Source organism: Umezawaea sp. (genome assembly GCF_036375055.1).
Lineage (GTDB): Bacteria > Actinomycetota > Actinomycetes > Mycobacteriales > Pseudonocardiaceae > Umezawaea.
This window is the reverse complement of the sequence record NZ_DASUSQ010000017.1, coordinates 52925-75280: the sequence shown is the minus strand read 5'-3', so window position 1 is coordinate 75280 and position 22356 is coordinate 52925. Positions and strand designations below refer to the sequence as shown.

Below are 22356 nucleotides of genomic sequence, written 5' to 3'. Positions count from 1 at the left end.
CGGCCCCTGCCGCCGGGCGGCCTCCCCCGCTACCGTCCAGACATGAAGCTTGTTCGCGTATCGCTGGCGGTCGTGGTGGTGGCCGGAACGGTGCTGGTGCCGTCCGCGAGCGCCGCGCCCGCGGAGCCGGACTGGGTCGGGCCGCTGAGCACCCGCGGGCGGTACGTGGTCGACGCCCGCGGTGACCGGTTCAAGCTGAGGTCGGGCAACTGGCACGGCGCGAGCGGGACGTGGAACGGGTCCGGCGACATCGCCGACCCGGCGAACCACCACGCGGGCGAGAAGGCCGACCAGGTGCCGCTCGGGCTGGACCGCGCGCCGGTGGACACGATCATCGACGGGTTCGCCGAACTGGGGCTCAACAGCGTCCGGCTGCCGTTCTCGAACCAGATGGTCCACGACACGGCCGTGCTGCCGGACGCCTCGGTCGCGGCCAACCCCGGCCTGCGCGGCAGGACCCCGTTGCAGGTCTACGACTTCGTCGTGGAACGGCTGACCGCGCGCGGCTTCGCGGTGATCCTCAACAACCACACGACCACCTCGCGGTGGTGCTGCGGCGTCGACGGCAACGAGCGGTGGAACACCGCGCAGAGCACGCGGCAGTGGCAGGACGACTGGCTGTTCATGGCCCGCCGGTACGCGGGGAACGAGCGGGTGGTCGGCGCGGACCTCTACAACGAGGTGCGGCGCTCCGTCTGGGACGACCCGAACTGGGGTTCCGGGGACGACCGCGACTGGCAGCGGGCCAGCCAGGAGGTGGCCGACCGGATCCAGCTGGAGGCCAACCGGAACCTGCTGATCATCGTGGAGGGCATCAACTGGACCGGCATCCCGGTCGACGGCCTGCCGCACGGGCGGCCGACGCTGGAACCGGTGCGGACGCTGTCGCACACGCTGGTCGACTCCGGGAAGCTGGTGTACTCCGCCCACTTCTACGGCTACACGGGGCCGAACCACTCCGGGGCCACCGGGATCGGCGAGACGACCGACCCGAGGTACCAGGACCTCTCCCTCGACGAGCTGCGGGAGGTGCTGCGGCGCCAGGCGTTCTACGTGTCGGCGGAGACGGGGGCGCACTTCACCGCGCCGGTGTGGATCAGCGAGTTCGGCGTCGGCGGGCGGGAGAACACCGACGCCAGGTCCAAGGTCTGGTTCTCGAACTTCGTCGACGAGCTGGTGCGGGCCGACGCGGACTTCGCCTACTGGCCGGCGGTCGGGTTCCACACCAACCGGACCGGGAACGGGTGGGCGCTGCTGCACTGGGACGCCGCGGGCAACCGGGTGGGCGTGTTCGACGGCGACGACTGGCGGGCCCCGGCGTGGTCCCGGCTGGTCGGCGCGGCGGGGAGGACCGGGCAGGTCGCGCAGGTCCCCCGGTGGTCGATGCTGAACCTGGACCACGGCGACTTCCAGCCGTCGCGGGCGGTCAGGGCGCGGCCCGACTGGAACCCCGGGGCGCGCAAGGGCGCCTGCCCGGACGGCCAGCGGGTGATCGGGTTGGCGCACACCGGCAACCGCGGGCTGTGCACCGGGGACTGGGCGGCGCCCACGTCGCTCGTGACCGTGCGGGACGAGTCCTTCGTGGACGTCGACTGGGCGTCCGGGTACACGAAGGTGCAGTGCCCCGCGGACCACTACCTGGTGGGGTACAGCGTGACCGGCGCCGCGTTCTCCGCCGGGCTGTGCGCGCGGGCGGCGGGCCCGCTGGGGCGCACCGGGCGCACGGTGTGGTTCGACCGCGGGGACAACCGGCCCTCGGGCGGGCCCGGCGGGGAGTTCGCGCTCCGGGCGTACAAGGGGCAGTGCTCGGCGGAGGAGTACGTGGCCGGGGTCGCCTACACCGGGCGCATCGGGTCGGCGCGCACGCCCGACGCGCTGCTCTGCCGCCGGTAGGGGCGGCCCGCGCGGTCGGAGCGGGTGGCGGTCGGAGCGGGTCGCGGTCAGACCAGGTCGCGCAGGCCGTCCCGGATCCGCTCCAGCAGCTCGCGGCTCGGCCGCGCGTCGACCAGGGCCGCGCCGTGCTCGACCGTGACCAGGCCCGCCTCGACGGCGTCGGCGATGAGGACCCTCGTGACGCCCACCGGCGCGTCCAGGTAGGACGACACCTCGGCCACCGACTGCGGCGCCGCGCGGCACAGGTCGCAGATGGAGAGCATGTCCTGGGTGAACGCGGGGTTCACCGGGTCGCGCTCGTGCAGCCCGGTGACCGACACCAGGGTTTCCAGGCGCAGGTCGTAACCCTGCGAGACCCTGCCGTGGGTGCGGATGTACGGGCGCACGACCAGGTCGTCGTCCGCCCACTGCGCGGCGGTGTCCGCGCCCTCCTGCTGCCGGGTCGTGACGGGTACCGGGCGGGGTGTCACGGGCTGCATGTCGACGGCGGTGAACGCCTCCCACACCGCGGGGTCGGGTTCCGGTTCCACCTCCGCGAACGCCTGCCAGCCCGGTGGTGACAGCGGTTCCGGCTCGGGTTCGGGTGCGGCGGGCTCGACCACGGGCACGCCCGCCCACATCGTGGTCGCGATCCGCTCGGTCCGCGGCTGCGGGGTCGGTTCCGGCTCGGGTTCGGGCTGGGACGGCGGTTCCGGGCAGGGGCGGAAGTCGTTGTCCGCCCACTGCTGGTAGTCCGGCCAGCCCCCGAACGCGAGGGGGTGGAACTTCGGTTCCCTGGCGCGCTTCTTCCGCCCGTGCGTGCTCATCGCCGGACCGATCCGCTCGGTGCTCGGGGCGTCACCGGGTGGCCGCCGCGCGCGGAACCGGTGTGGAGACCAGGCCCCCGGTCTCGACCTGGTCGTCCCGGCCCCTGCCGAACTTGAGCAGCACCGCCGCCACGACGAACGAGACGACGGTCGCGGCGGCGACACCGGCGACCACGCTCAGGTGACCGCCCTTCGGCGTGACCGCCATGAGCGAGATGATGCTGCCGGGCGACGGCGTCGCGATCAGGCCCGCACCGGTCAGGGTGAACACGAACACGCCCGCCGCGCCGCCCGCGATGGCGGCCAGCACGAGGCGCGGAGCGGCCAGCACGTACGGGAAGTAGATCTCGTGGATGCCGCCGATGAAGTGGATGATCATCGCGCCGGGAGCCGTGGCGCGCACCATCCGGTCGCCGAAGAGCGCGCAGGCCAGCAGGATGCCCAGGCCGGGGCCGGGGTTGGTCTCCAGCAGGAAGTGGATCGCCTTGCCGTGCGCGGCGGCGTCCTGCACGCCCAGCGGGGCGAGGACGCCGTGGTTGACGGCGTTGTTGAGGAACAGGACCTTCGCGGGCTCGATCAGGATCGCCACCAGCGGCAGCAGGTGGGCGTCGACCACGACCTGCACGCCGTTGCCCAGCGCCTTCGTCGCGACCTCGACCGCGGGACCGATGCTGAGCATGCTGACGAGGGCGAGAGCGCCGCCGATGATGCCCGCGCTGAAGTTGTCGACGAGCATCTTGAAGCCGGAGGACACCCGGCCGCCGACGTACCGGTCGAACACCTTGATGCACAGCGCGGCCAGCGGTCCCATGATCATGGCGCCGAAGAACATCGGGTTCTCGGTGCCGACGACCACGCCCATGGTGGCGATCGAGCCGACCACGCCGCCGCGCTGCCCGTGCACCAGCTTGCCGCCGGTGTAGCCGATCAGGACGGGCAGCAGGACCTTCACCATCGGGTCGACCAACTGCGCGAAGGTCGGGTTCGGCAGCCACCCGCCCGGAATGAACAACGCGGTGATGAGTCCCCACGCGATGAATGCGCCGATGTTCGGCATGACGATGCTCGCCAGGTGACCCCCGAGCCGCTGCACGGTGATCCTGGTCGGCCTCTTCGCGGGCTGATCTTCGTTGATCATCGGTTTCACGCACTTCCCTCGGCGCTGGTCAGGGATGCGGCCGGCTCAGGCATCGCGGGCGAATCTAGCGCCGTGGGTCGAGCACGGTCAATCGGAGATCGCGGAATGTTGCGCGCCCGAGATGACTTTCCGGAAAATCGTTCCACGGTGGGAAAAATTGGATAGCGAACACATGGACCACAGGGGTTGACAATCCAGTTCGGGGACCGTTTACAGGGGCGCACAGCCACATATAGGGGTGTCCAGACCGGACCGCGGTCCGCTCAGCCCGCCGCCGGGCCCGTGAGGTAGCGGGTGAGCACCGGAGCGATCCACGCCCGCAGCTCGTCGTGGCTCATCGCCACCAGCGGGGGCACCCGCAGGACGTAGCGCGACAGGGCCAGTCCCAGGATCTGGGTGCCGACGAGCGCCGCCCGTTCCGCGGGGCGGTCGACCGCGGCGGCGGCCAGCGCCGGGGACACCTGGCGGGTGAACAGCTCCAGCATCTTGTCGGCCGCGACCTTGCTCGTCGTCGCCGCGCGCAGCAGCGAGAGGAACCCGGCGCTGTCCTCCCACACGGCGAAGAACCGCGGCACCAGCGCGTCCGCGAGGTCCTCCGGCGCGACGCCGGTCAGGTCGGGCAGTTCCAGGTCGAACTCCGCGGCCTCGGTGAACAGCGCGTCCTTCGAGCCGAAGTAGCGGATCACCATCGCCGGGTCGACACCGACGTCGGCCGCGATCTCGCGAACGGTCACGCGGTCGAACCCGTCGGCGCCGAACCGGGCGCGCGCCGCGTCGAGGATCGCGGCACGGGTCGCGGGGGCGGAGCGGCGGCGGGGTTCGGGCAGGCGGCGGGGTTCGGGCATGAGCCCAGGATAAGTCAACAGTCATTGACTTAACTCGCCGACCCTGCCACCGTGGAAGTCAACAGCCGTTGACTTGAAGGAGGGGTGATGGACACCGTCGATGTCCTGGTCGTCGGGGCGGGTCCCACGGGCTGCACGGTCGCGGGCGAAGTCGCGATGGCAGGCCGCTCGGTGCTGGTGCTCGACAAGCACGGGGCACCGTCCCCGCTGAGCCGCGCGTTCGGCGTGCACGCGCGGACGTTGGAGGTCATGGACACCAGGGGGCTCGCGGGCGAACTGCGGAGCACCGGCACCGCCTCGCCCGGCCTCGCGCTGTGGCGCGGCGCCGAGGTCAACCTGACCACGTTGGCCTCGCCGTTCCCGTTCCTGCTGGTCACACCGCAGGTGAACGTGGACACCCTGCTGGAGGAGCGGGCGGTCGGCCTCGGCGCGAACGTCGTGCGCGGCGCGACGGCCACCCGGCTGACGCAGCAGGACGACGGCGTGGTCGTGCGGGCCACCACGCCCGACGGCGAGCGCGAGTGGAAGGCGTCCTACGTCGTCGGCGCCGACGGCGTGCGCAGCACGGTCCGCCACCTGGTCGGGCAGCCGTTCCCCGGTGAGGTGCTGCTGACGTCGATCGTGCTCGCCGACGTGCACCTGGCCGAGCCGCCGGACACCACCGTCGCGGTGAACGCCGCCGAGGACTGCTTCGCGTTCCTCGCGCCGTTCGGCGACGGCTGGTTCCGCGTCATCGTCTGGGACCGCCGCAACGAGGACGACGACGCGTTCCGGGGGGACGAGGCGATGGTGCGCGACGTGCTGCGGCGCGCCATGGGCACCGACCACGGCATGGGCGAGGTCCGGTGGCTCTCGCAGTTCCAGAGCGACGAGCGCCAGGTCGAGGCCTACCGCACGGGCCGCGTGTTCCTGGCGGGCGACGCCGCCCACGTGCACTCCCCCGCGGGCGGGCAGGGCATGAACACCGGCATCCAGGACGCGTTCAACCTCGGCTGGAAGCTCGCGGCCGTCCTCGGCGGCGCCGACCCCGCGATCCTCGACACCTACCACGACGAGCGGCACCCGGTCGGGAAGCTGGTGCTGCGCAGCAGCGGCGCCACGATCCGGCTGATGACCGTGCGCTCCCGGCTCGGCCGCACCCTGCGCCGCTACGTGCTGCCGTTCCTGCTCGGTCGGGACAAGGTCGCCCGCAAGGCCGCCGGGATGTTCTCCGGTGTCGGCATCGCCTACGGTCGCGGGCCCGGCGACCACAGGCTCGTCGGCACGCGCGCGCCGGACGTGCCGCTGGCCGCCTGCCGGCTGTTCGAGGCGTTGCGCGGCGGCGGGTTCGTGCTGGTGCTGGAGAACGACGCCCCGGCGGCCGACGGTCCCGTCCGCGTCGAGCGCCGCGTCGACGGCGGCCCCGGCCTGCTCGTCAGGCCCGACGGCTACGTCGCCTGGGCGGGCGACACCCGCACCGACGGCTGGCGCGCCGCGCTCGACCGCTGGACCACCTGACCAGGGGAGGGCTCCTCGTGCTCGTCATCACGATCCGCTTCACCGTCCGTCCGGAGTGGACGGACCGCTGGCCGGCCCTGGTGGCGGAGTTCACCAGTGCCACCAGGGCCGAGGACGGCAACGCGTGGTTCCGCTGGTCCCGCGACGTGGACGACCCGACCGTGTTCTACCTGATGGAGGGGCACCGGGAGAGCGGCGTCGAGGAGCACCTGCGGTCGCCGCTGATCCCGAAGATCCAGCGGGAGTGGCCGCGGGCGCTCGTCGACACCCCGGTGGTGATCAGGACGACGGTGCCGGGCGAGGGCTGGGAACCGCTCGACCTGCTCCCCGTCCCGGCGCGGTCGACCACGGACTAGCGCCGGGTCCCGCCAGGCCCAGCCCGGCAGTCCGCAAGGCCAGCGCCAGGCCCGGCCCGGCCCGGCCCGACGATCCACACGTCCAGCGCCGGGCCCGGCCGGACCGTCCGCACGCCCAGCGCCGGGCCTTGCCCGACCCGGCCCCAGCCGCGCGTCCGGCCTGCCCGCTAGCGGTGCGCCTTGGCCAGCGCGGCCGTGACGGCCTCGGCGTCGGCGGGCTGGGCGCCCGGCACGCCCAGTTCGTCGACCTCCGTGCCGGGCGCGGAGTAGATCACGCAGTACGCGGGCGCCCCGTTCTCGAACCGCCAGCTCTCCGCGAGGGTGCCCGCGTCGTGCGCGTCGTAGCCCAGGTCGTCCAGCAGCGCCGCGACCCGCGCCTTGGCGTCCGCGTCGTCGCCCGCGATCGGCAGGGTGCTGCGGTCGGGCGCGCCCGACGGCCGGGGCAGGTCGGCGAGGTGGCGGTAGTAGATGCTGTTGAACACCTTGACGACCTTCGAGCCCGGCAGGTGGGCCTGGAGCAGCCCGCTCGTGGTGGCCGACCCGTCCTCCAGCTCCGCGATCACCCCGTCCCGCTCGGGGTAGTAGTTGTTCGTGTCGATCACGACCTTGCCCGCCAACGGCTCCACCGGCACGTCCCGGTAGGCTTTCAGCGGCACCGTCACCACCACCACGTCACCGGCGTCCGCCGCCTCGGCGGGCGTGGCCGCGCGCGCCCTCGGCCCCAGTTCGGCGACCAGGTCGGCGAGCGTCTCCGGTCCGCGCGAGTTGCTCAGCACCACGTCGTGCCCCGCCGCCACCGCCAACCTCGCCACGGTCGTGCCGATTTTGCCCGCACCGATCAGTCCCACCGTCGACATCGCTGTTCCCTCACTCCTCGTGGTGTGCGCCGTTTCTGGCTCACACGGTCCACTATCCATGAATTTCTGGCTCGTGCAATCCAGAAATCTTGATAGGCTCCGCCCATGCCCCGCGAACTGACCACCAAGGGCCTCGCCACCCGGAGCCGCATCGTCGAGCACGCCGCCGCGGTCGCGCGCGACCGCGGCGTGGCGCAGACGAGCCTGGAGTGCGTCCGCGCGTCCGCGAAGGTGAGCAACAGCCAGCTGTTCCACTACTTCCCCGAGGGCAGGTCGGCGCTGATGCTCGCCGTCGCCCGGTACGAGGCCGACACGATCCTGGCCGACCAGGAGGCCAGGCTCAGCGGGGCGAAGACCTGGCGGGCGTGGGAGGAGTGGGCGGAGGCGATGTGCGCGCACTACGAGTCCCAGGGCTCCCGCTGCGACCTCACCACGCTGCTCAGCCAGCTCGACCCGGACAACCCCGGCGTCCAGGCGGTCCTGGTCGACGTGTTCGACCGCTGGGAGCGCGTGCTGGCCGACGGGATCCGCGCCATGCAGGCCGCGGGCAAGGTCCGGCCCGGCCTCGACGCCGACACCACGGCCCAGGTGGTCGTCGCGGGCGTCGTGGGCAGCACGATGCACATGGCCGCGACCGGCTCCACGGCCCGCCTCCGCACCACGCTGCGCGCGGCGCTCGCGGCGCTGCGGAGCTGACCACCCCGACGAGGCGACGGAGCAGCGGACGAGCGGACCGGTCGGGGCGTTCGCCCGCGACGGCGTCGTGCGCGTGACCGTGAACTACCGGCCGCGGAGGGGTTCCTGTTCCTCGACGACGGGATCGCGAACCCCGGTCTGCTGGACCGGGTCGCCGCGCTGGAGTGGGTGCGGGACACCATCTCCGCGGTCGGCGGCGACCCGGCGCGCGGAGTGGACCTCGTGCGGGTTCTGCCCGACGGCGGCGAACCGGCGTTCCACGTCGTCCAGCGCCGCGCGGATCTCGTGCAGGCCGGTGTCGGGGAAGTCGACCGCGCACTCCACCAGCCAGGCGTACCAGCGGAGCGGGTCCGACACGTCGCCCGAGGTGAACCGGTGCGGACGCCGGTCGTGCTGGAACAGGCGGTGGGTGACGTCCCACCGGCCGCGCAGCCGGTTGGCGTCGGCGAGCGCGCGGCGGGCCAGGTACGTCATCCGCGGTGCGTCGGCGGCGCCGGCCCTGACCACGACGGACTCCGGCGACCTGAGGCGCAGCCCCGAGTCCTGTTCGGCCAGTGCCTCGTTGAACGCGACCCGCAGCTCGAATCCCGTCGCCGGGGTGATCACAGCCGCAGAGCCCATGGCGTGCCGCGCGGGGGCGGAACCCGTTGCCGCGGCGGGGATCGGGCGGTGGCTACTGCCCGGCGAACGCCGCGAACCGGTCCACCAGCCCCTGCGGCGCGTCCGAGCGGAAGCACACCTCCAGGCTCTCGGCGGACATCGCCGCGGACGCCTCGGCGCGCGGGAACAGGGCGTCCTCGTAGACCGCCAGCGCCTTCTCCACGTCGTCGGGGTGCGCGAGCAGCGCGGCGGCGAGGTCGGCGCCGTCGACCATCGCCAGGTTGGCCCCCTCGCCCGCGAACGGGGACATGAGGTGGGCCGCGTCGCCCAGGAGGGTCACGCCGGGGACGCGGTCCCAGCGGTGGCCGATCGGGAGGGCGTGCACCTGGCGCGGCACGAGGGGTTCGTCGGTGTCGGCGATCAGGGCGCGGAGGCTGTCGTCCCAGTCGGCGAAGCCCGCCAGGACGTCGGGGGTGAGCGTGAGCGGGTCGATCCGGTCGAGCCAGTCGGCCGGGACCCTCAGCGCGCCGTAGACGTGCAGGCCGCCGTCCGGTTCGCGGTGGGCCAGCACGCCCCTGCCCCCTCCCAGCGCGAACAGGAAGCCGCCGCCGACCACGGCCGCGCTCGCGGGGTGGCGGACGTCGGCGTCGTGCAGCCGGGCCTCCACGAACGACAGGCCGGTGTAGGCGGGGACGGCCGAGGAGACGAGCGGGCGGACCCTGGACCACGCGCCGTCCGCGCCGACGAGCAGGTCGGTGGTGAGGGTGGTGCCGTCGGCGAGCACGACCTCGTGGCGGCCGTCGCCCAGCGGGACAGCGCCGGTGACCTTCGCGCCCCAGCGGACCTCGGGGACCGAGGCCAGCAGGATGTCGCGCAGGGTCCGGCGGTGGACCTCCGGGCGGTCGCCGTCGCCGTCGTCGGGGTGCTCGACGTGCACGACGGCGTGCCGGTCCAGCACGCGCAGCGCCTGGCCGCCCTGGTGGACGGCCGCGCGGAACTCCTCGTGCAGGCCCGCGGCGCGCAGGGCGACCTGGCCGGAGTCCTCGTGCACGTCGAGCATCCCGCCCTGCGAGCGGGCGGTGGGCGAGGCGTCGGCGTCGAGCACGGTCGCCTCGACGCCGTTCACGTGCAGGATCCGGGCCAGCACGAGGCCGCTCAGTCCCGCTCCGACGATGGTGGTGCGGTGGTGCATGGCGTGTTCTCCGTCCACGATCGCCGCCCGGTGCCGTGAGGCGGCTCCGAGTGGACCGGCGTCCTGCCACGAAGCTAACGAACATGTTCGTTCCGAACAAGTACGGAGCGAACATGTTCGTCATCACACCCTGGGCCCTACCGCGCGTCGTCCTCGTTGCTCGGCGTGACGCGCTGCCGCGGCGGCGGACCGCCCGGCAGGGCGTCCCGGCGCCGCTCGGTCTTCGCGGACTCCGCGAGGTGACGGGTGGCGACCCGCGCCAGGACGTCCAGCGCGGCGCGGACCTCCAGGTGGTCCAGCGCGTCCACGTCACCCGACAGCAGCGGACCGCCCAGGGTGGTCCAGCCGGTGCCGTCGGCACCGACCTCCAGGGTGGTCGTCGCGCCGGTCGGCGTCGTCAGGGTCACGACGGCGCCGACCGCGACGGCGTGCCGCCCCGAGTGCAGGACCGAGCGGCGGCGCAGGTCGGCGTCCGCCACGAGCCGCTCCCGCTCCCCCGCGCCAGCCAGCGCGCGCAGGGCGTGGTGGGTCAGGTCGCCGCCCCGGTCGGCCAGGTCGCGCAGCAGTTCCGGCCGGGTCCAGCCCGGCCCCTGGTCGGTCGGCGGGTCCAGCACGTCCGCGACCAGCTCCAGCACGCCCGAGGCCACGTGGGCGGCACGGGTGACGGGGTCGGCGGGGTCGTGGCCGAACGCGGGCCGCGTGACGGCGTCGGCCACCTGCCCGACCGCCCGCACGGAGTCGGCCCGCAGCGGCGACCCCCGGCCCGCGAGCGGGCCGGCCCGGTCCGCGGCGCGGTCGCCGACGGCGACGTCGCGGGCGGCGAGGTCGGCGTAGACGGTGTCGCGGGAGACGCGGGCCAGCCGGGCGAGTTCGGCGACGTTCCGGGTGCCGGTGCGCCACGCCGCCGCCACGAGGTCGGCGCGGTCGGCCGACAGGCGTTCCCGCCGGTCGGCCCACCCGATGAGCGCGGCCAGTGCCGCGACGCGTGCTGGTTCGAGGTCGTCGTCCATGCCGCCACCCTATGTCGACGGACTCGACATGTCGAGTCAGTCGACATAGGGCGAGGGCGGCCGGTGCTGATCCACCCCACCCCGTACGGTCCACCGGGAAGCCAGGATGGAGGCCGAGCGCGGGAGCCGACCCGCGCGGCCGACGAGAGGAGCCCGATGACCGACCGGCCAACCGCCCCGTGGTGGACGTCCGCCGTCGTCTACCAGGTCTACCCGCGCAGCTTCGCGGACTCGACGGGTGACGGGGTCGGCGACCTCGTCGGCATCACGTCCCGGTTGGACCACCTCCAGCGGCTCGGCGTCGACGTGGTCTGGCTGTCGCCGATCTACCTCTCGCCGCAGGCCGACAACGGCTACGACATCTCGGACTACCAGGCCGTCGACCCGGTCTTCGGCACGCTGGAGGACTTCGACCGGCTGCTGGCGGAGGTCCACGAGCGCGGGATGCGGCTGGTCATGGACCTGGTCGTCAACCACACCTCCGACGAGCACCCGTGGTTCGTGGAGTCGCGCTCCAGCACCGACAACCCGAAGCGCGACTGGTACTGGTGGCGGCCCGCGCGCGAGGGCTTCACGGCGGGCGAGCCGGGTGCCGAGCCGACGAACTGGGAGTCGTTCTTCTCCGGGCCGACGTGGACGCTCGACGAGACCACCGGCGAGTACTACCTGCACCTGTTCGACCGCAAGCAGCCGGACCTCAACTGGGAGAACCCCGAGGTGCGCGCGGCCGTGCACGAGATGATGCGGTGGTGGCTCGACCGGGGCGTCGACGGCTTCCGGATGGACGTCATCAACTTCATCTCCAAGGACCCCGCGCTGCCCGACGGGCCCACGACCGGCACCGGCGGGCTCGGCAACGGCTTCGCGCACTTCGCGACCGGCCCCCGCGTGCACGAGTTCCTCCAGGAGATGCGCCGCGAGGTGTTCGCGGGCCGGACCGGCGACTTCCTGACCGTGGGCGAGATGCCCGGCGTCACGTGGCAGGACGCGCGCCTGTTCACCGATCCCGAGCGGGGCGAGGTGGACATGGTGTTCCAGTTCGAGCACGTCTCGCTCGACCACGGGCCGGGCGGCAAGTTCGACCCCAAGCCGCTGGACCTGCGCGACCTCAAGGCGTCGCTGGGCCGCTGGCAGACCGCGCTCGGCGAGACCGGGTGGAACAGCCTGTACTGGAACAACCACGACCAGCCCAGGGTGGTGTCGCGCTTCGGCGACGGCTCGCCCGTCTCGGCGACGGCGCTGGCCACCGTGCTGCACCTGCACCGGGGCACGCCGTACGTCTACCAGGGCGAGGAGCTGGGGATGACCAACGCCCCGTTCGCGGGCGTGGACGACCTGCGCGACGTGGAGTCGCTCAACCACCACCAGCGCGCCGTGGAGGCGGGCCAGGACCCGGAGGCGGTCCTGGCGGCGCTGCGCGCGATGGGCCGCGACAACGCCCGCACCCCGGTGCAGTGGACCGCGGGCCACGCGGCCGGGTTCACCAGCGGCACCCCGTGGATCGCCGTCAACCCGAACCACACCTGGCTCAACGCGGCGGCGCAGTACGACGACCCCGACTCGGTGTTCCACCACTACCGGCGGCTCGTCGAGCTGCGCCACACCCGCGCCGTGGTCGCGCTGGGCGACTTCACCATGCTGCTGGCCGACCACCCGCACGTCTACGCCTACGAACGGCGGCTGGACGACACCCGGCTCCTGGTCCTGGCGAACCTGCACGGCACCGAGCAGACCGTGGACCTGGCCCCCGAGTGGGCGGACGCGGCCGTCGTCCTGACCAACACCGCGGGGCACTCGCTGACCGCGGGCCGCGCGACCCTCCAGCCGTGGGCCGCGCTCGTGCTCGACCTGACCGGAGGGCAGTGATGACGACCGGGGCGAGGAACTGGGCGGGCAACGTCGTCTTCTCCGCCGAGCACGTGGAGGCGCCGACGACCGCCGAGCGGTTGCGCGAGGTCGTGGCGACCGCCGGGAAGGCGCACGTGCTGGGCGCGGGGCACTCGTTCAGCCGGATCGCGGACACCACCGGGACGCTGATCACCCTGCGGGACCTGCCCGCCTCGGTGGAGGTGTCGGCGGACCGGAGGTCGGCGCGGGTCGGGGCGGGCCTGCGGCTCGCCGAGGTGGCGACCCTGCTGGACGCGGAGGGCCTGGCGCTGCACAACCTCCCGTCGCTGCCGCACATCACCGTCGCGGGCGCCGTCGCCACCGCGACCCACGGGTCCGGCGACCGCAACGGGTCGCTGGCGAGCGCGGTCCGGTCGCTGGACCTGATCACGGCGGACGGGGGCACCACCACGCTGGCGCGCGGCGACGACCGCTTCGACGGGGCGGTCGTGTCGTTCGGGTCGCTCGGGGTCGTCACGAGCGTCGACCTCGACGTGGTGCCCGCGTTCGAGGTGGAGCAGCGCGTGCACGAGGGCCTGCCGTTCGAGGTGCTCGCCGAGCGGTCGGCGGAGCTGTTCGCGCAGGCGTACAGCATCAGCGTGTTCACCGACTGGCGGGAGTCGTTCTCCCCGTGGGTGAAGCGCCGCACCTCGGACGCCCCTGCCGACCTCGGCTGGACGGGCGCGCGCGAGGCGACCGGCGGGCGGCACCCGATCCCCGGTGCCTCGCCCGAGTTCTGCACCCGGCAGCACGGCGAGCCGGGGCCGTGGCACGCGCGGCTGCCGCACTTCCGCGCCGAGTTCACCCCGAGCGCGGGCGACGAGCTCCAGTCGGAGTACGCCGTGGCGCGGGAGCACACGGAGGGAGCGCTGCGGGCGCTCAAGGAGCTGGGCCCGGTGATCTCGCCGGTGCTGCTGGTGTCGGAGATCCGCACCGTCGACGCGGACCCGTACTGGCTGAGCCCGTTCCAGGGCAGGGCGAGCACGGCGTTCCACTTCACCTGGGTGCCGGACGCGCACGCGGTGCGCCCGGTGCTGACGCTGATCGAGCGGGCGCTGGCGCCGTACTCCGTCCGGCCGCACTGGGGGAAGCTGCACGAGACCGCTCCCGCCGACCGGTACGAGCACTGGTCCCGGTTCGCCGCGCTGCGCGACGGCCTCGACCCAGGGGGGAAGTTCCGCAACGAGGTGGTCGACCACTACTTCCCCGGCTGAGTTTCCGACATCATCGAGGCATGGCCTCGAAGATGTCGTGGCGCCACCACCTCGCCCACACCGTCCCGGTCACCGTCTACTGGTTCCCCGAAGAGGACGACTGGCGCACGGGCGCCGTGCGGAAAGCCCTGGGCGACGGCGCGTCCGGGCACCCGGTCGACCCGCAGGCGACCGAGGCCGAGACCGACGGGTGGTCCGCCGCGGCGACCGCGTACGTCGAGGAGGTCGCCGCGGCGGCGGCCGAGCTGGACCGGGTCGCCGCGCGGACGGCGAGGTGGCGGCGCACGCCGCTGGTGAGCCGGTGGGCCGCGGCGCGGCTCGCGGAGGCCCGAACGTCCTTCGAGGACAGGGTCTCGGCGGCGACCGCGCGCTACCAGCCGGTGCGGAAGGCCGTCGAGGACCGGCTCGCCGAGCAGGAGGAGACCCGGCGCCGCGAGGCCGAGGAGGAGCGGGAGCGGCGCGCACGGGCGTGGCGGCTGGCCGAGGGCCGGTTCCAGGCGTGGCAGCGCAGGCACGCCGTCGCCGACCAGGTGCTGCCCGGCGGGCGGACGCCGAGGCAGCTCGCGGCCGACGGCGGAGCGCCCGCCGAGTGGCCGGGGGAGGTGGTCGCGCTGGTCGGCGACGTCGACGAGTGGTGGGCGGGGCTGCGGGAGTCGGTCGTCAACCGGCGCGCCCGCGAGGCCGCCGTGCGCACGGTGGTCGACGCGGTCGACGCGACCACCGCCGCGCTCGACAAGGCGGGCAGGCCGGGCATCCAGCGGATCGAGGACCAGCCCCCGGTGCACCTGGACGGCTGGTGGGTCGAGTTCTCCTGGAAGGGCCTGCCGGGCGTCCAGCGGCTGAGCAGGCCGCCGGACATCCCCGTGGACCACCTGTGGCAGGGCGACTGGTGGTACGACCTCTACCTCTACGACCGCCTGGTGCTCACGCCGGGCTGGCGGGGCGACTACCGGTTCGCGACCGCCACGAGCAGCGAGATCGCCAACGGCATGGCCCGCCGCCACTCGTGGCTGATGTGGAGCGTGGAGGAGTTCGCCGACATGCTGTTCCCGGACATCGTGACCTACCGGCAGCGGTACCACTTCGAGGCGGACGACGTCGAGATCCCGATGACCGACTACGCGGACCCCGCCGTGTTCGTCCCGTACGTCGAGGCCGTCGCCCGGCGCGTGGTCGGCGTGTTCCGCGAGCTGGCGCGGGACTGACCCTCAGCGCGCGGCCGTGAACGCGTCGACCGGGGCGAGGTCGAGCGCCGCCACCCGCGCACCGCGGCGACCCGTGGTGGCGGTGACGTCGACCGCGACGCGGGCGGTCTCCGCGCCTGCCCGGTCGACCACGGGTCCCGGACACAGGTCGCCACCCGCCACTCCCCCGGCCGCCGCGGTGGTCGCGCCGAAGCTCACGCGCTCGCCCACGCGTCGCGCAGGAAGGCCGGGTAGCGGTCGCCGTACGCGCCGTGCGGCAGGATCTCGCGGACCAGGTCGAGGTCGGCGGGCGTGAGCACCAGGTCGACGGCGGCGGCGTTCTCGGCCAGCCTGGTCGTGCTGCGGGTGCCGGGGATGGGCACGAGGTGCTCGTCCTGGGCGAGCAGCCACGCCAGCGCCAGCTGGGTCACCGTGGCGCCCTTGGCCGCGGCGAGTTCGGTCAGGCGGGCCGTGGCCGCGACGTTCGCCGTGTAGTTGTCGCCCTGCCAGCGGGCGTCGAAGCGGCGCATGTCGCCCTCGGGGTACTCCGCTCCCGGCTTCACGGCCGACGTGAGGAAGCCGCGGCCGAGCGGCGAGTACGGCACAAAGCCGATGCCGAGGTCGCGCACCAGCGGCAGGACCTCGTCCTCCACCTCGCGCTCGAAGACGGAGTACTCGGTCTGGAGCACCGAGACGGGGTGCGTGGCGTGCGCGCGGCGGATGGTCTCCGGCCCGGCCTCGGAGAGCCCGAAGTAGAGGACCTTGCCCGCCGCCACCAGCTCGCCGACGGCTCCGGCGACGTCCTCGATCGGCACGGCCGGGTCGACGCGGTGCTGGTAGAACACGTCGATGTGGTCGGTGCGCAGGAGCCGCAGGCTCTCCTCGGCCACCTCGCGGATGTGCTCGGGCCTGCTGTTCAGCGCGGCGCCGACGGTGGCGGGGTCGCTGAGGTCGAAGCCGAACTTGGTCGCCAGCACCACCTCGTCGCGGAAGCCCTCGACGGCCTCGCCGACGAGCGCCTCGCTGGTGCCCTCGCCCATGCCGTACAGCTCGGCGGTGTCGATGAAGGTGATGCCGAGCTCGTGCGCGCGGCGGATCGTGGCGATGCCGTCGGCGCGGTCACCGCCGGGACCGTAGGCCATGGTCATGCCCATCGTGCCCAGTCCCAACGCGGAAACGGTCAGGCCCTGCGCACCGAGAGTTCGTGTCTGCATGGGTCCCACCCTGCGCCCGTGCTCGACGGCCCACCAGCTCCCGTCCAACCCGGGCACGGCATGACCAGGCAGGACCGGGACCGGGTTCGTAGAGTGGGTGGCGTGGCACAGGACAGAGCCGAGCTGGGCGCGTTCCTCCGCTCGCGGCGCGACCGGCTGACGCCCGCGCAGGCGGGGATCGAGCCGTTCCCCGGCCCGCGGCGGGTCCCCGGCCTGCGCAAGGAGGAGTTGGCGGTGCTCGCGGGCCTGAGCCCGGACTACTACAGCAGGCTCGAACAGGGGCGGCAGGCGAACATCTCGACCGCCGTGCTCGACGGGCTGGCCAGGGCGCTGCGGTTGTCCGACGTCGAGCGCGCCCACCTGGTCGACCTGGCCGAGCCGACGGCGCGGCGGCGGGCGACCACGGTCGTACCGGTGCAGCGGGCCGATCCGGGCCTGCTGCGGATCATGTCGGCCCTCGACCACCTCCCGGTGCTGCTGCTGGGCCAGCGCACCGACGTGCTGGCCACCAACGCCCTGTTCAGCGCCGTGCTCTACGACCTGGCGCCGGGCTCGTCGCTGGCCCGCTTCCTCTTCCTGGACCCGCTGGCGCGGGAGCGGATCGTCAACTGGCCGTACTTCGCCTCGAACACGGTGGCCACGCTGCGCCGCGAGGTCGCGCGCAGGCCGCAGGACGGAAGGCTCACCGCGCTGATCGACGAGCTGCGGGCCGCCGAACCGGACGCGGCCCGCTGGTGGGCCGACCACCAGGTGCGCGACCACGCGTCGGTGGCGAAGCTGATCCGCCACCCGGTCGGCGGCGACCTGGCGTTCGACATCGAGATCGTGTCCGCGCCGCAGGAGCCGGACCAGCAGCTGATCGTCTACACCGTGCAGCCCGACTCGCCCACGGCCAAGGTGCTGCCGCTGCTGGCGAGCTGGCACCGAGACGCAACAGTTTCGTAACCCCTAGTGGGCTCACGTCCACTTGACACGGATCCAGGCTGGGCCGGACGCTGTGAGAGCGCTTCCACCGACGGTGGTCGGCGGTGGCGCACCGTCCTTCCTCGCCTCCCGGCGGCGGTCCCCCCACCTCACCGGGAAGCGGTCCCTGCCCGCGTCACCGAGGAGATTCCTTGCGCACCACAACGAAGTGGTTGAGCGCGCTCACCGCGCTCGCCGTGGCGGCCTCCGTCGCCCTCGTCGCCAGACCGGCGGCGGCCATCGGCCCCGACCTGCTCCCCCTCACCGTCACCAACAACAGCGGCCGTTCCGACGCGGTGTACCTGTACGTCCTGGGCACCGACATCCGCAACGGGCGGCTCGGCTACGTCAACCAGGGCGGCGGCTTCACGCCGTGGCCCGCGGGCGGTCTCCCCCCGACGCCCGCCCCGGACGTGTCCATCGCGGGCCCCGGCAACGGCGGCAACGTGACCGTGCGCGTGCCGCGGTTCATCTCCGGCCGCGTCTACATGTCCTTCGGCGAGAAGCTGAAGCTCTCGCTCACCCCGGACGGCTTCGTCCAGCCCGCGCCCTGGGCGGGCGACGCCAACAAGAACATCCTGTTCGACTGGAGCGAGTTCACCTACAACGACGCCGGCCTCTGGCTCAACAGCTCGCAGGTCGACCAGTTCGCCGTGCCGCACGCGGTCACGGTGACCGGTGCCAACGGTGCCACCAAGCGGACCGGCGACCTGGTCGGCAACGGCCGCGACACCGTGATCAACGCCGTCCGCAACCAGGCGGGCTTCGGCAACTCGGTCGTGACGAGGTCCGACGGGACCGTGCTGCGCGTGCTCGCCCCGAGCAAGGCGGCGGGCGCCGGGCTGATGGACGCCAACTACCTCCAGCCCTACATCGACCAGGCCTGGGGCGCGTACTCGGGCAAGACGCTCACCGTCGTGCCGTTCGGCGACCAGCCGAACATCAAGTTCTTCGGCCGCACGTCCGGCACCACGATGAACTTCACCAACACCTCGGGCCAGCAGGTGGCGTCGTTCCAGAAGCCCACCACGGCCCACGTGTGGGGCTGCGACGGCAACCTGCACGCGCCCAACGACCAGGTGGTCGGCCCGATCGCCCGCACCCTGTGCGCGGCGCTGCACCGCTCCACCCTGGGCCGGATCGACACCCAGCCCGGCGGCGGCCCCGGCGACTTCTACCAGGGTTCGCTGACCGACCACTACTCGCGGATCATCCACCAGAACATGGTGGACGGCAAGGCCTACGGGTTCGCGTTCGACGACGTGCAGGCCCAGGAGTCCCTGGTCCACGACGGCGACCCGCGCGCGGCGGGCATCGTGCTCACCCCGTTCGGCGCGGGCGGCGGGGGTCCGCAGCCGACCGGCAACAGCATCGTCAGCAACTGGCACGGCAAGTGCGTCGACGTGCCGAACTGGAACTTCAACGACGGCCAGCGCCTCATCGTGTGGGACTGCACGGGTGGCACGAACCAGAGGTGGCAGTTCGTCGACGGCACCGTGCGCACGGAGAACAACAAGTGCATGGACGTGGCGTGGGGCGCGGTCACCAACGGCGCCGCCGTGCAGATCGCCACGTGCAGCGGCAACGCCGCCCAGCAGTGGGTGCTCAGCGGAGCGGGCGACCTGGTGAACCCGCAGTCGAACAAGTGCCTCGACATCGCCGAGTGGAACCCGAACAACGACGCCGTCCTGCACATCTGGGACTGCGTCGGCGGCGCCAACCAGAAGTGGCACCGCGGCTGACAGGATGAGGGGGTCGGGCCACCGGCCCCCTCACCCAGCCTGGTGACGCACGTCACCGCGAGGTGGTTCAACGTTGCGACCCGGTCGAGGAGTTTCCCGACCGCAACGCAACCACCTCGACAGAAGGGGACGACGTGCGGGACGGCTACGACCAGTTCGTCGCCGATCGTCTAGATCGGCTCTTGCGCTACGCCACCGCCCTCACCTGCGACAAGCACCTCGCGCAGGACATCGTGCAGGACGTGCTGGTGCGCGCCCGGTCCCGGTGGGGCCGCATCGGCGTGCTGGACGCGCCGTACCTCTACGTGCGGCGGATGGTGACCAACGAGTACCTGTCCTGGCGCCGCCGCCGCGCGCGCCGCGACGTGTCCACCACGCACGCCACCCTCGACGAGCTGTCGCCCGCCGTGCCCGATCCGGCTGTGCGGCACGCCGAGCGGGACGCCATGCGCGCGCGGATCGCCGTCCTCCCGCACAAGCAGCGGGCGGCGCTCGTCCTGCGCTACTACGAGGACGCCACGACCACCGAGATCGGCCAGGTCCTCGGCTGCACCGAGGGCACCGTGCGCAGCCACCTCTCCCGCGCCCTGCACACGCTGCGCGTCAACGAGACCAGCCCGTCGGAGGTGCTGCGATGACCGAGCAGGAAGCCCTCATCCGCGAGGCCATCGCCGCCGAGGCCGCCGAGGCGGTCGATTCGCGGGCCGTGCGGGCCGCGCTGAGCGCCAGGCAGTCCCGCCGCCGCCCGCTGGCCCTGCTGTCCGCGACCGTGCTCACGGCCGCCGCCGTCGCCACGGCGGTGGTCCTGGCGCCGTCCTCCCCCACCCGCACCGAGAAGCTGGAGGCCGCGGCGCCCATCGAGCCCAGGACCGTGCTGCTGGCGGGCCTGGACGACACCGGCCGCACCGACTCGGTGGTGCTCGCCCGCGTCGGCCTGGACGGGTCGGTCGACGCGGTCTCGCTCCCCCGCGACTCGTGGGTCGACATCCCCGGCCGGGGCGCGGGCAAGCTGAACTCCGCCTACGTCGCGGGTGAGGTGGGCGAGCCCCAGGACCTCGTGCGGACGGTCGAGGCCGTGACGGGCGCGCACGTGGACCACTACGCGACCGTCGACCTGGCGGCCGTGGCCGCGGTCAGCACGGTCGTGGGTGGCGTCGAGGTCTGCCTCACGGCCGCCGCGTCGGACGACCTCTCCGGGGCGAACCTGCCCGCGGGCCGGTCGACCGTGTCCGGTGACCAGGCGCTCGCGTTCCTGCGCCAGCGCCACGGCCTGCCGAACGGCGACCTGGACCGGGTGGTCCGGCAGCAGGTGTTCCTGCGGTCGCTGACCGCCAAGCTCCTCGACCCGGCCGTCCTGCGCGACCCGGACAGGGTCGCCGCGGTGCTCGACGCGCTCGGGACCGGCGTCCGCACCGACCCGGCCTGGAACCTGCTCGCGTTCGTGTCGACCCTGACCCCGAACGCGGGCATCACCACGGCCACCGTGCCGCACGGGCCCGCTACCGACGTCGGGAACGTTGTCGCGCTCCCCCTGGACCCGGCAGCGGTGCGCGCGTTCGTCGCCGGGTTCCTGTCCGACGCACCCCACGCGCCGGACCAGCCCGGCCCGCCGTCCGACGGCTGCGTGAACTAGCCGGGTGGCCGCGGGGTGGCCCGACCACCCCGCGGCCCCGGTCAGCCGGTCCGGATCCCCGCGCACACCACCCGCAGGTACAGCTCCGCCGACGTGGACGGGTCATCGTCGCCGATGGTCGCCGCGTACCCGACCCCGCACATCAGCCTGCGCAGGTCGCAGGCGTCGAGGTCGGCGCGCACCACGCCCGCCGCGCGCGCCGCCACCAGCAGGGCCGTGGTGATCGACTCCAGCTCGGCCTTGGCCGCCGCGATCTCCGGGTGGGTGTCGAAGGTGGCCGCGAGGACCTCTCGGACCTCGGCGTGCTCGACCTCCAGCCGCACCTGCTCGCGCAGCACCGATTCGATGGCGGTCCACGGGTCGGGCTCGGTGGTGGCGAGCCGAGCCGCGTCGAGCAGGCCCTGGAACCGCAGGACCGCCAGGGCCTCGACGAGGGCCTGGCTGGTGGCGAAGTGGCGGTACACGGTGCCCACGCCGACGCCCGCCCGGCGGGCGAGGTCGTTGAGCTGCAACGGGACCCCGTTCTCGACGAGCATCAGCCTGGCCTCGTCGAGCAGGCGGGCGCGGATGCGCAGCGAGTCCGCCCTGCGCGGCGGTTCGGACACTCGACCGGACGTCACGCGCCCACGCTACCGGGAGCGGATACCTCAACCTAAAGGATGAACTATCCGTTTCCGTGCTACGGTTCGGCCCAGCAGCGGATGAAGTATCCGCTCGAACCGGACAGGAGACCCCGTGCCCCACGACGTGACCGGCGTGCCCCACCTCCCCGAGGGCTTCACCGAGCGGTTCCGCAGCGAGTTCGTCGCGGTCGACGGCACCACCCTGCACGCGGTCGTCGGCGGCGACGGCCCGCCGCTGCTCCTGCTGCCGGGCTGGCCCCAGTTCTGGTACGGCTTCCGGCTGGTCATGCCCGCGCTGGCCGACCGCTTCACGGTGATCGCCGCCGACCCGCGCGGCACCGGCGCCTCGGACAAGCCCGCGACCGGGTACGACGCCGCCACGCTGGCCTCGGACGCGGCGGCGCTGATGACCGCGCTGGGGCACGAGCGGTTCGCGGTCGTCGGGTACGACGTGGGCATGATGATCGGCTACGTGCTGGCCGCCGACCACCCCGAGCGGGTCACGTCGCTGGCCGTCGCCGAGGCGATCCTGCCCGGCGTCACTCCGTCACCGCCGCTGCTGATGGACCCGGCGACCAACGAGCACCTCTGGCACTTCGCGTTCAACCGGCTCGCGGAGGTCAACGAGCGGATGGTCGCGGGCCGCGAGGAGGTCTACTTCGGACACCAGTTCGCGTCCAAGGCGGCCTCACCGGAGGCGATCCCCCAGGAGGCCGTGGACGTCTACGTGGACGTGCTGCGCGACCCGGCCGCGCTGCGCGCGAGCTTCGAGTTCTACCGCAGCGAGCGGAGCGGCCCCCAGGTCGTCGAGAGGACCCGGCGGGCGAGGCTCGCGGTGCCGGTGCTCGCGATCGGCGGTGAACACGCGTCCGCGGAGGAGGTCGAGCGGACCATGCGGGCCGTGGCCGACGACGTGACCGGGGTGGTGCTGCCCGGCGCGGGGCACTACGTGCCGGAGGAGGCTCCCGACGCGCTGCTCGACGCGCTCCTGGAGTTCCTGCGGTGA

22 protein-coding genes are annotated in these 22356 nt (G+C 73.4%); 12 read left to right on the top strand and 10 right to left on the bottom strand.

All coding sequences use genetic code 11. The annotated features are described in order from the left end of the window. Positions 1–42 precede the first annotated feature (42 nt). Positions 43–1893: a glycoside hydrolase family 5 protein gene (locus tag VFZ92_RS06070; protein WP_330874787.1), complete on the top strand. Its 1851-nt coding sequence runs from the start codon at positions 43–45 to the stop codon at positions 1891–1893. A gap of 47 nt (positions 1894–1940) precedes the next feature. On the opposite strand, the gene VFZ92_RS06065 is transcribed toward VFZ92_RS06070, so the two are convergent. The 3 genes from VFZ92_RS06065 to VFZ92_RS06055 all read right to left on the bottom strand — a co-directional run bounded on the left by VFZ92_RS06065 (position 1941) and on the right by VFZ92_RS06055 (position 4682). Continuing rightward, positions 1941–2699 (bottom strand): DUF742 domain-containing protein, encoded by a 759-nt coding sequence (locus VFZ92_RS06065; RefSeq protein WP_330874786.1) that lies wholly within the window; start codon positions 2697–2699, stop codon positions 1941–1943. 31 nt (positions 2700–2730) lie between these two features. Further along, a complete protein-coding gene (locus tag VFZ92_RS06060; RefSeq protein WP_330874785.1) occupies positions 2731–3837 on the bottom strand; it encodes a PTS mannitol transporter subunit IICB in 1107 nt (368 codons plus the stop codon). Between the two features lie 263 nt (positions 3838–4100). After that, complete coding sequence (locus tag VFZ92_RS06055) at positions 4101–4682, bottom strand: TetR/AcrR family transcriptional regulator (RefSeq protein WP_330874784.1); 582 nt, start codon at positions 4680–4682, stop codon at positions 4101–4103. 87 nt (positions 4683–4769) lie between these two features. Between VFZ92_RS06055 and VFZ92_RS06050 the strand changes: the two genes are divergently transcribed. Further along, a complete protein-coding gene (locus tag VFZ92_RS06050; protein ID WP_330874783.1) occupies positions 4770–6179 on the top strand; it encodes an FAD-dependent monooxygenase in 1410 nt (469 codons plus the stop codon). Between the two features lie 17 nt (positions 6180–6196). Beyond that, on the top strand, positions 6197–6535 hold the full coding sequence (locus VFZ92_RS06045; protein WP_330874782.1) for a putative quinol monooxygenase: 339 nt from the start codon (positions 6197–6199) through the stop codon (positions 6533–6535). Between the two features lie 167 nt (positions 6536–6702). On the opposite strand, the gene VFZ92_RS06040 is transcribed toward VFZ92_RS06045, so the two are convergent. Next, entirely contained in the window at positions 6703–7452 is a 750-nt protein-coding gene (locus tag VFZ92_RS06040; RefSeq protein WP_330874781.1) for an NADPH-dependent F420 reductase, read from the bottom strand. 45 nt (positions 7453–7497) lie between these two features. Here VFZ92_RS06040 and VFZ92_RS06035 point away from each other — a divergent pair, with 45 nt between their 5' ends. Further along, entirely contained in the window at positions 7498–8088 is a 591-nt protein-coding gene (locus tag VFZ92_RS06035; RefSeq protein ID WP_330874780.1) for a TetR/AcrR family transcriptional regulator, read from the top strand. 84 nt (positions 8089–8172) lie between these two features. Here VFZ92_RS06035 and VFZ92_RS42410 read toward each other — a convergent pair whose 3' ends face one another. From VFZ92_RS42410 to VFZ92_RS06020, 3 genes are all read right to left on the bottom strand, one after another. Further along, a complete protein-coding gene (locus tag VFZ92_RS42410) occupies positions 8173–8694 on the bottom strand; it encodes a hypothetical protein (protein WP_414719828.1) in 522 nt (173 codons plus the stop codon). A 67-nt stretch (positions 8695–8761) separates the two neighbouring features. After that, entirely contained in the window at positions 8762–9880 is a 1119-nt protein-coding gene (locus tag VFZ92_RS06025; protein ID WP_330874779.1) for an NAD(P)/FAD-dependent oxidoreductase, read from the bottom strand. Between the two features lie 137 nt (positions 9881–10017). Further along, positions 10018–10890 carry a hypothetical protein gene (locus VFZ92_RS06020; protein WP_330874778.1) on the bottom strand — a complete coding sequence of 291 codons (873 nt, stop codon included), beginning with the start codon at positions 10888–10890 and terminating at the stop codon, positions 10018–10020. A 156-nt stretch (positions 10891–11046) separates the two neighbouring features. Between VFZ92_RS06020 and VFZ92_RS06015 the strand changes: the two genes are divergently transcribed. The 3 genes from VFZ92_RS06015 to VFZ92_RS06005 are packed head-to-tail and all read left to right on the top strand — an operon-like array spanning position 11047 to position 15196. Next, entirely contained in the window at positions 11047–12756 is a 1710-nt protein-coding gene (locus tag VFZ92_RS06015; protein WP_330874777.1) for an alpha-glucosidase, read from the top strand. Further along, positions 12756–13991 (top strand): FAD-binding protein, encoded by a 1236-nt coding sequence (locus tag VFZ92_RS06010; RefSeq protein WP_330874776.1) that lies wholly within the window; start codon positions 12756–12758, stop codon positions 13989–13991. The genes VFZ92_RS06015 and VFZ92_RS06010 overlap by 1 nt, the downstream gene beginning before the upstream one ends. Positions 13992–14011: 20 nt before the next feature. Continuing rightward, complete coding sequence (locus VFZ92_RS06005; protein ID WP_330874775.1) at positions 14012–15196, top strand: hypothetical protein; 1185 nt, start codon at positions 14012–14014, stop codon at positions 15194–15196. A gap of 3 nt (positions 15197–15199) precedes the next feature. On the opposite strand, the gene VFZ92_RS06000 is transcribed toward VFZ92_RS06005, so the two are convergent. Both VFZ92_RS06000 and VFZ92_RS05995 read right to left on the bottom strand, forming a co-directional pair. Beyond that, positions 15200–15406, bottom strand: a complete 207-nt coding sequence (locus VFZ92_RS06000; protein WP_330874774.1) for a hypothetical protein — start codon at positions 15404–15406, stop codon at positions 15200–15202. Beyond that, a complete protein-coding gene (locus tag VFZ92_RS05995) occupies positions 15391–16389 on the bottom strand; it encodes an aldo/keto reductase (protein WP_330874773.1) in 999 nt (332 codons plus the stop codon). The genes VFZ92_RS06000 and VFZ92_RS05995 overlap by 16 nt, the downstream gene beginning before the upstream one ends. A gap of 102 nt (positions 16390–16491) precedes the next feature. Between VFZ92_RS05995 and VFZ92_RS05990 the strand changes: the two genes are divergently transcribed. The 4 genes from VFZ92_RS05990 to VFZ92_RS05975 all read left to right on the top strand — a co-directional run bounded on the left by VFZ92_RS05990 (position 16492) and on the right by VFZ92_RS05975 (position 20727). Next, positions 16492–17334 carry a helix-turn-helix transcriptional regulator gene (locus VFZ92_RS05990; protein ID WP_330874772.1) on the top strand — a complete coding sequence of 281 codons (843 nt, stop codon included), beginning with the start codon at positions 16492–16494 and terminating at the stop codon, positions 17332–17334. A gap of 170 nt (positions 17335–17504) precedes the next feature. Beyond that, complete coding sequence (locus VFZ92_RS05985) at positions 17505–19094, top strand: beta-1,3-glucanase family protein (protein ID WP_330874771.1); 1590 nt, start codon at positions 17505–17507, stop codon at positions 19092–19094. A gap of 134 nt (positions 19095–19228) precedes the next feature. Continuing rightward, positions 19229–19732, top strand: coding sequence for a SigE family RNA polymerase sigma factor (locus VFZ92_RS05980; protein WP_330874770.1), 504 nt, complete (start codon positions 19229–19231; stop codon positions 19730–19732). Further along, positions 19729–20727, top strand: coding sequence for an LCP family protein (locus tag VFZ92_RS05975; RefSeq protein WP_330874769.1), 999 nt, complete (start codon positions 19729–19731; stop codon positions 20725–20727). The genes VFZ92_RS05980 and VFZ92_RS05975 overlap by 4 nt, the downstream gene beginning before the upstream one ends. Before the next feature lie 41 nt (positions 20728–20768). Here VFZ92_RS05975 and VFZ92_RS05970 read toward each other — a convergent pair whose 3' ends face one another. Continuing rightward, positions 20769–21347, bottom strand: coding sequence for a helix-turn-helix domain-containing protein (locus VFZ92_RS05970; protein ID WP_330874768.1), 579 nt, complete (start codon positions 21345–21347; stop codon positions 20769–20771). Positions 21348–21462: 115 nt separating this feature from the next. On the opposite strand from VFZ92_RS05970, the gene VFZ92_RS05965 reads away from it, so the two are divergent. Beyond that, positions 21463–22356: an alpha/beta hydrolase gene (locus VFZ92_RS05965; RefSeq protein WP_330874767.1), complete on the top strand. Its 894-nt coding sequence runs from the start codon at positions 21463–21465 to the stop codon at positions 22354–22356.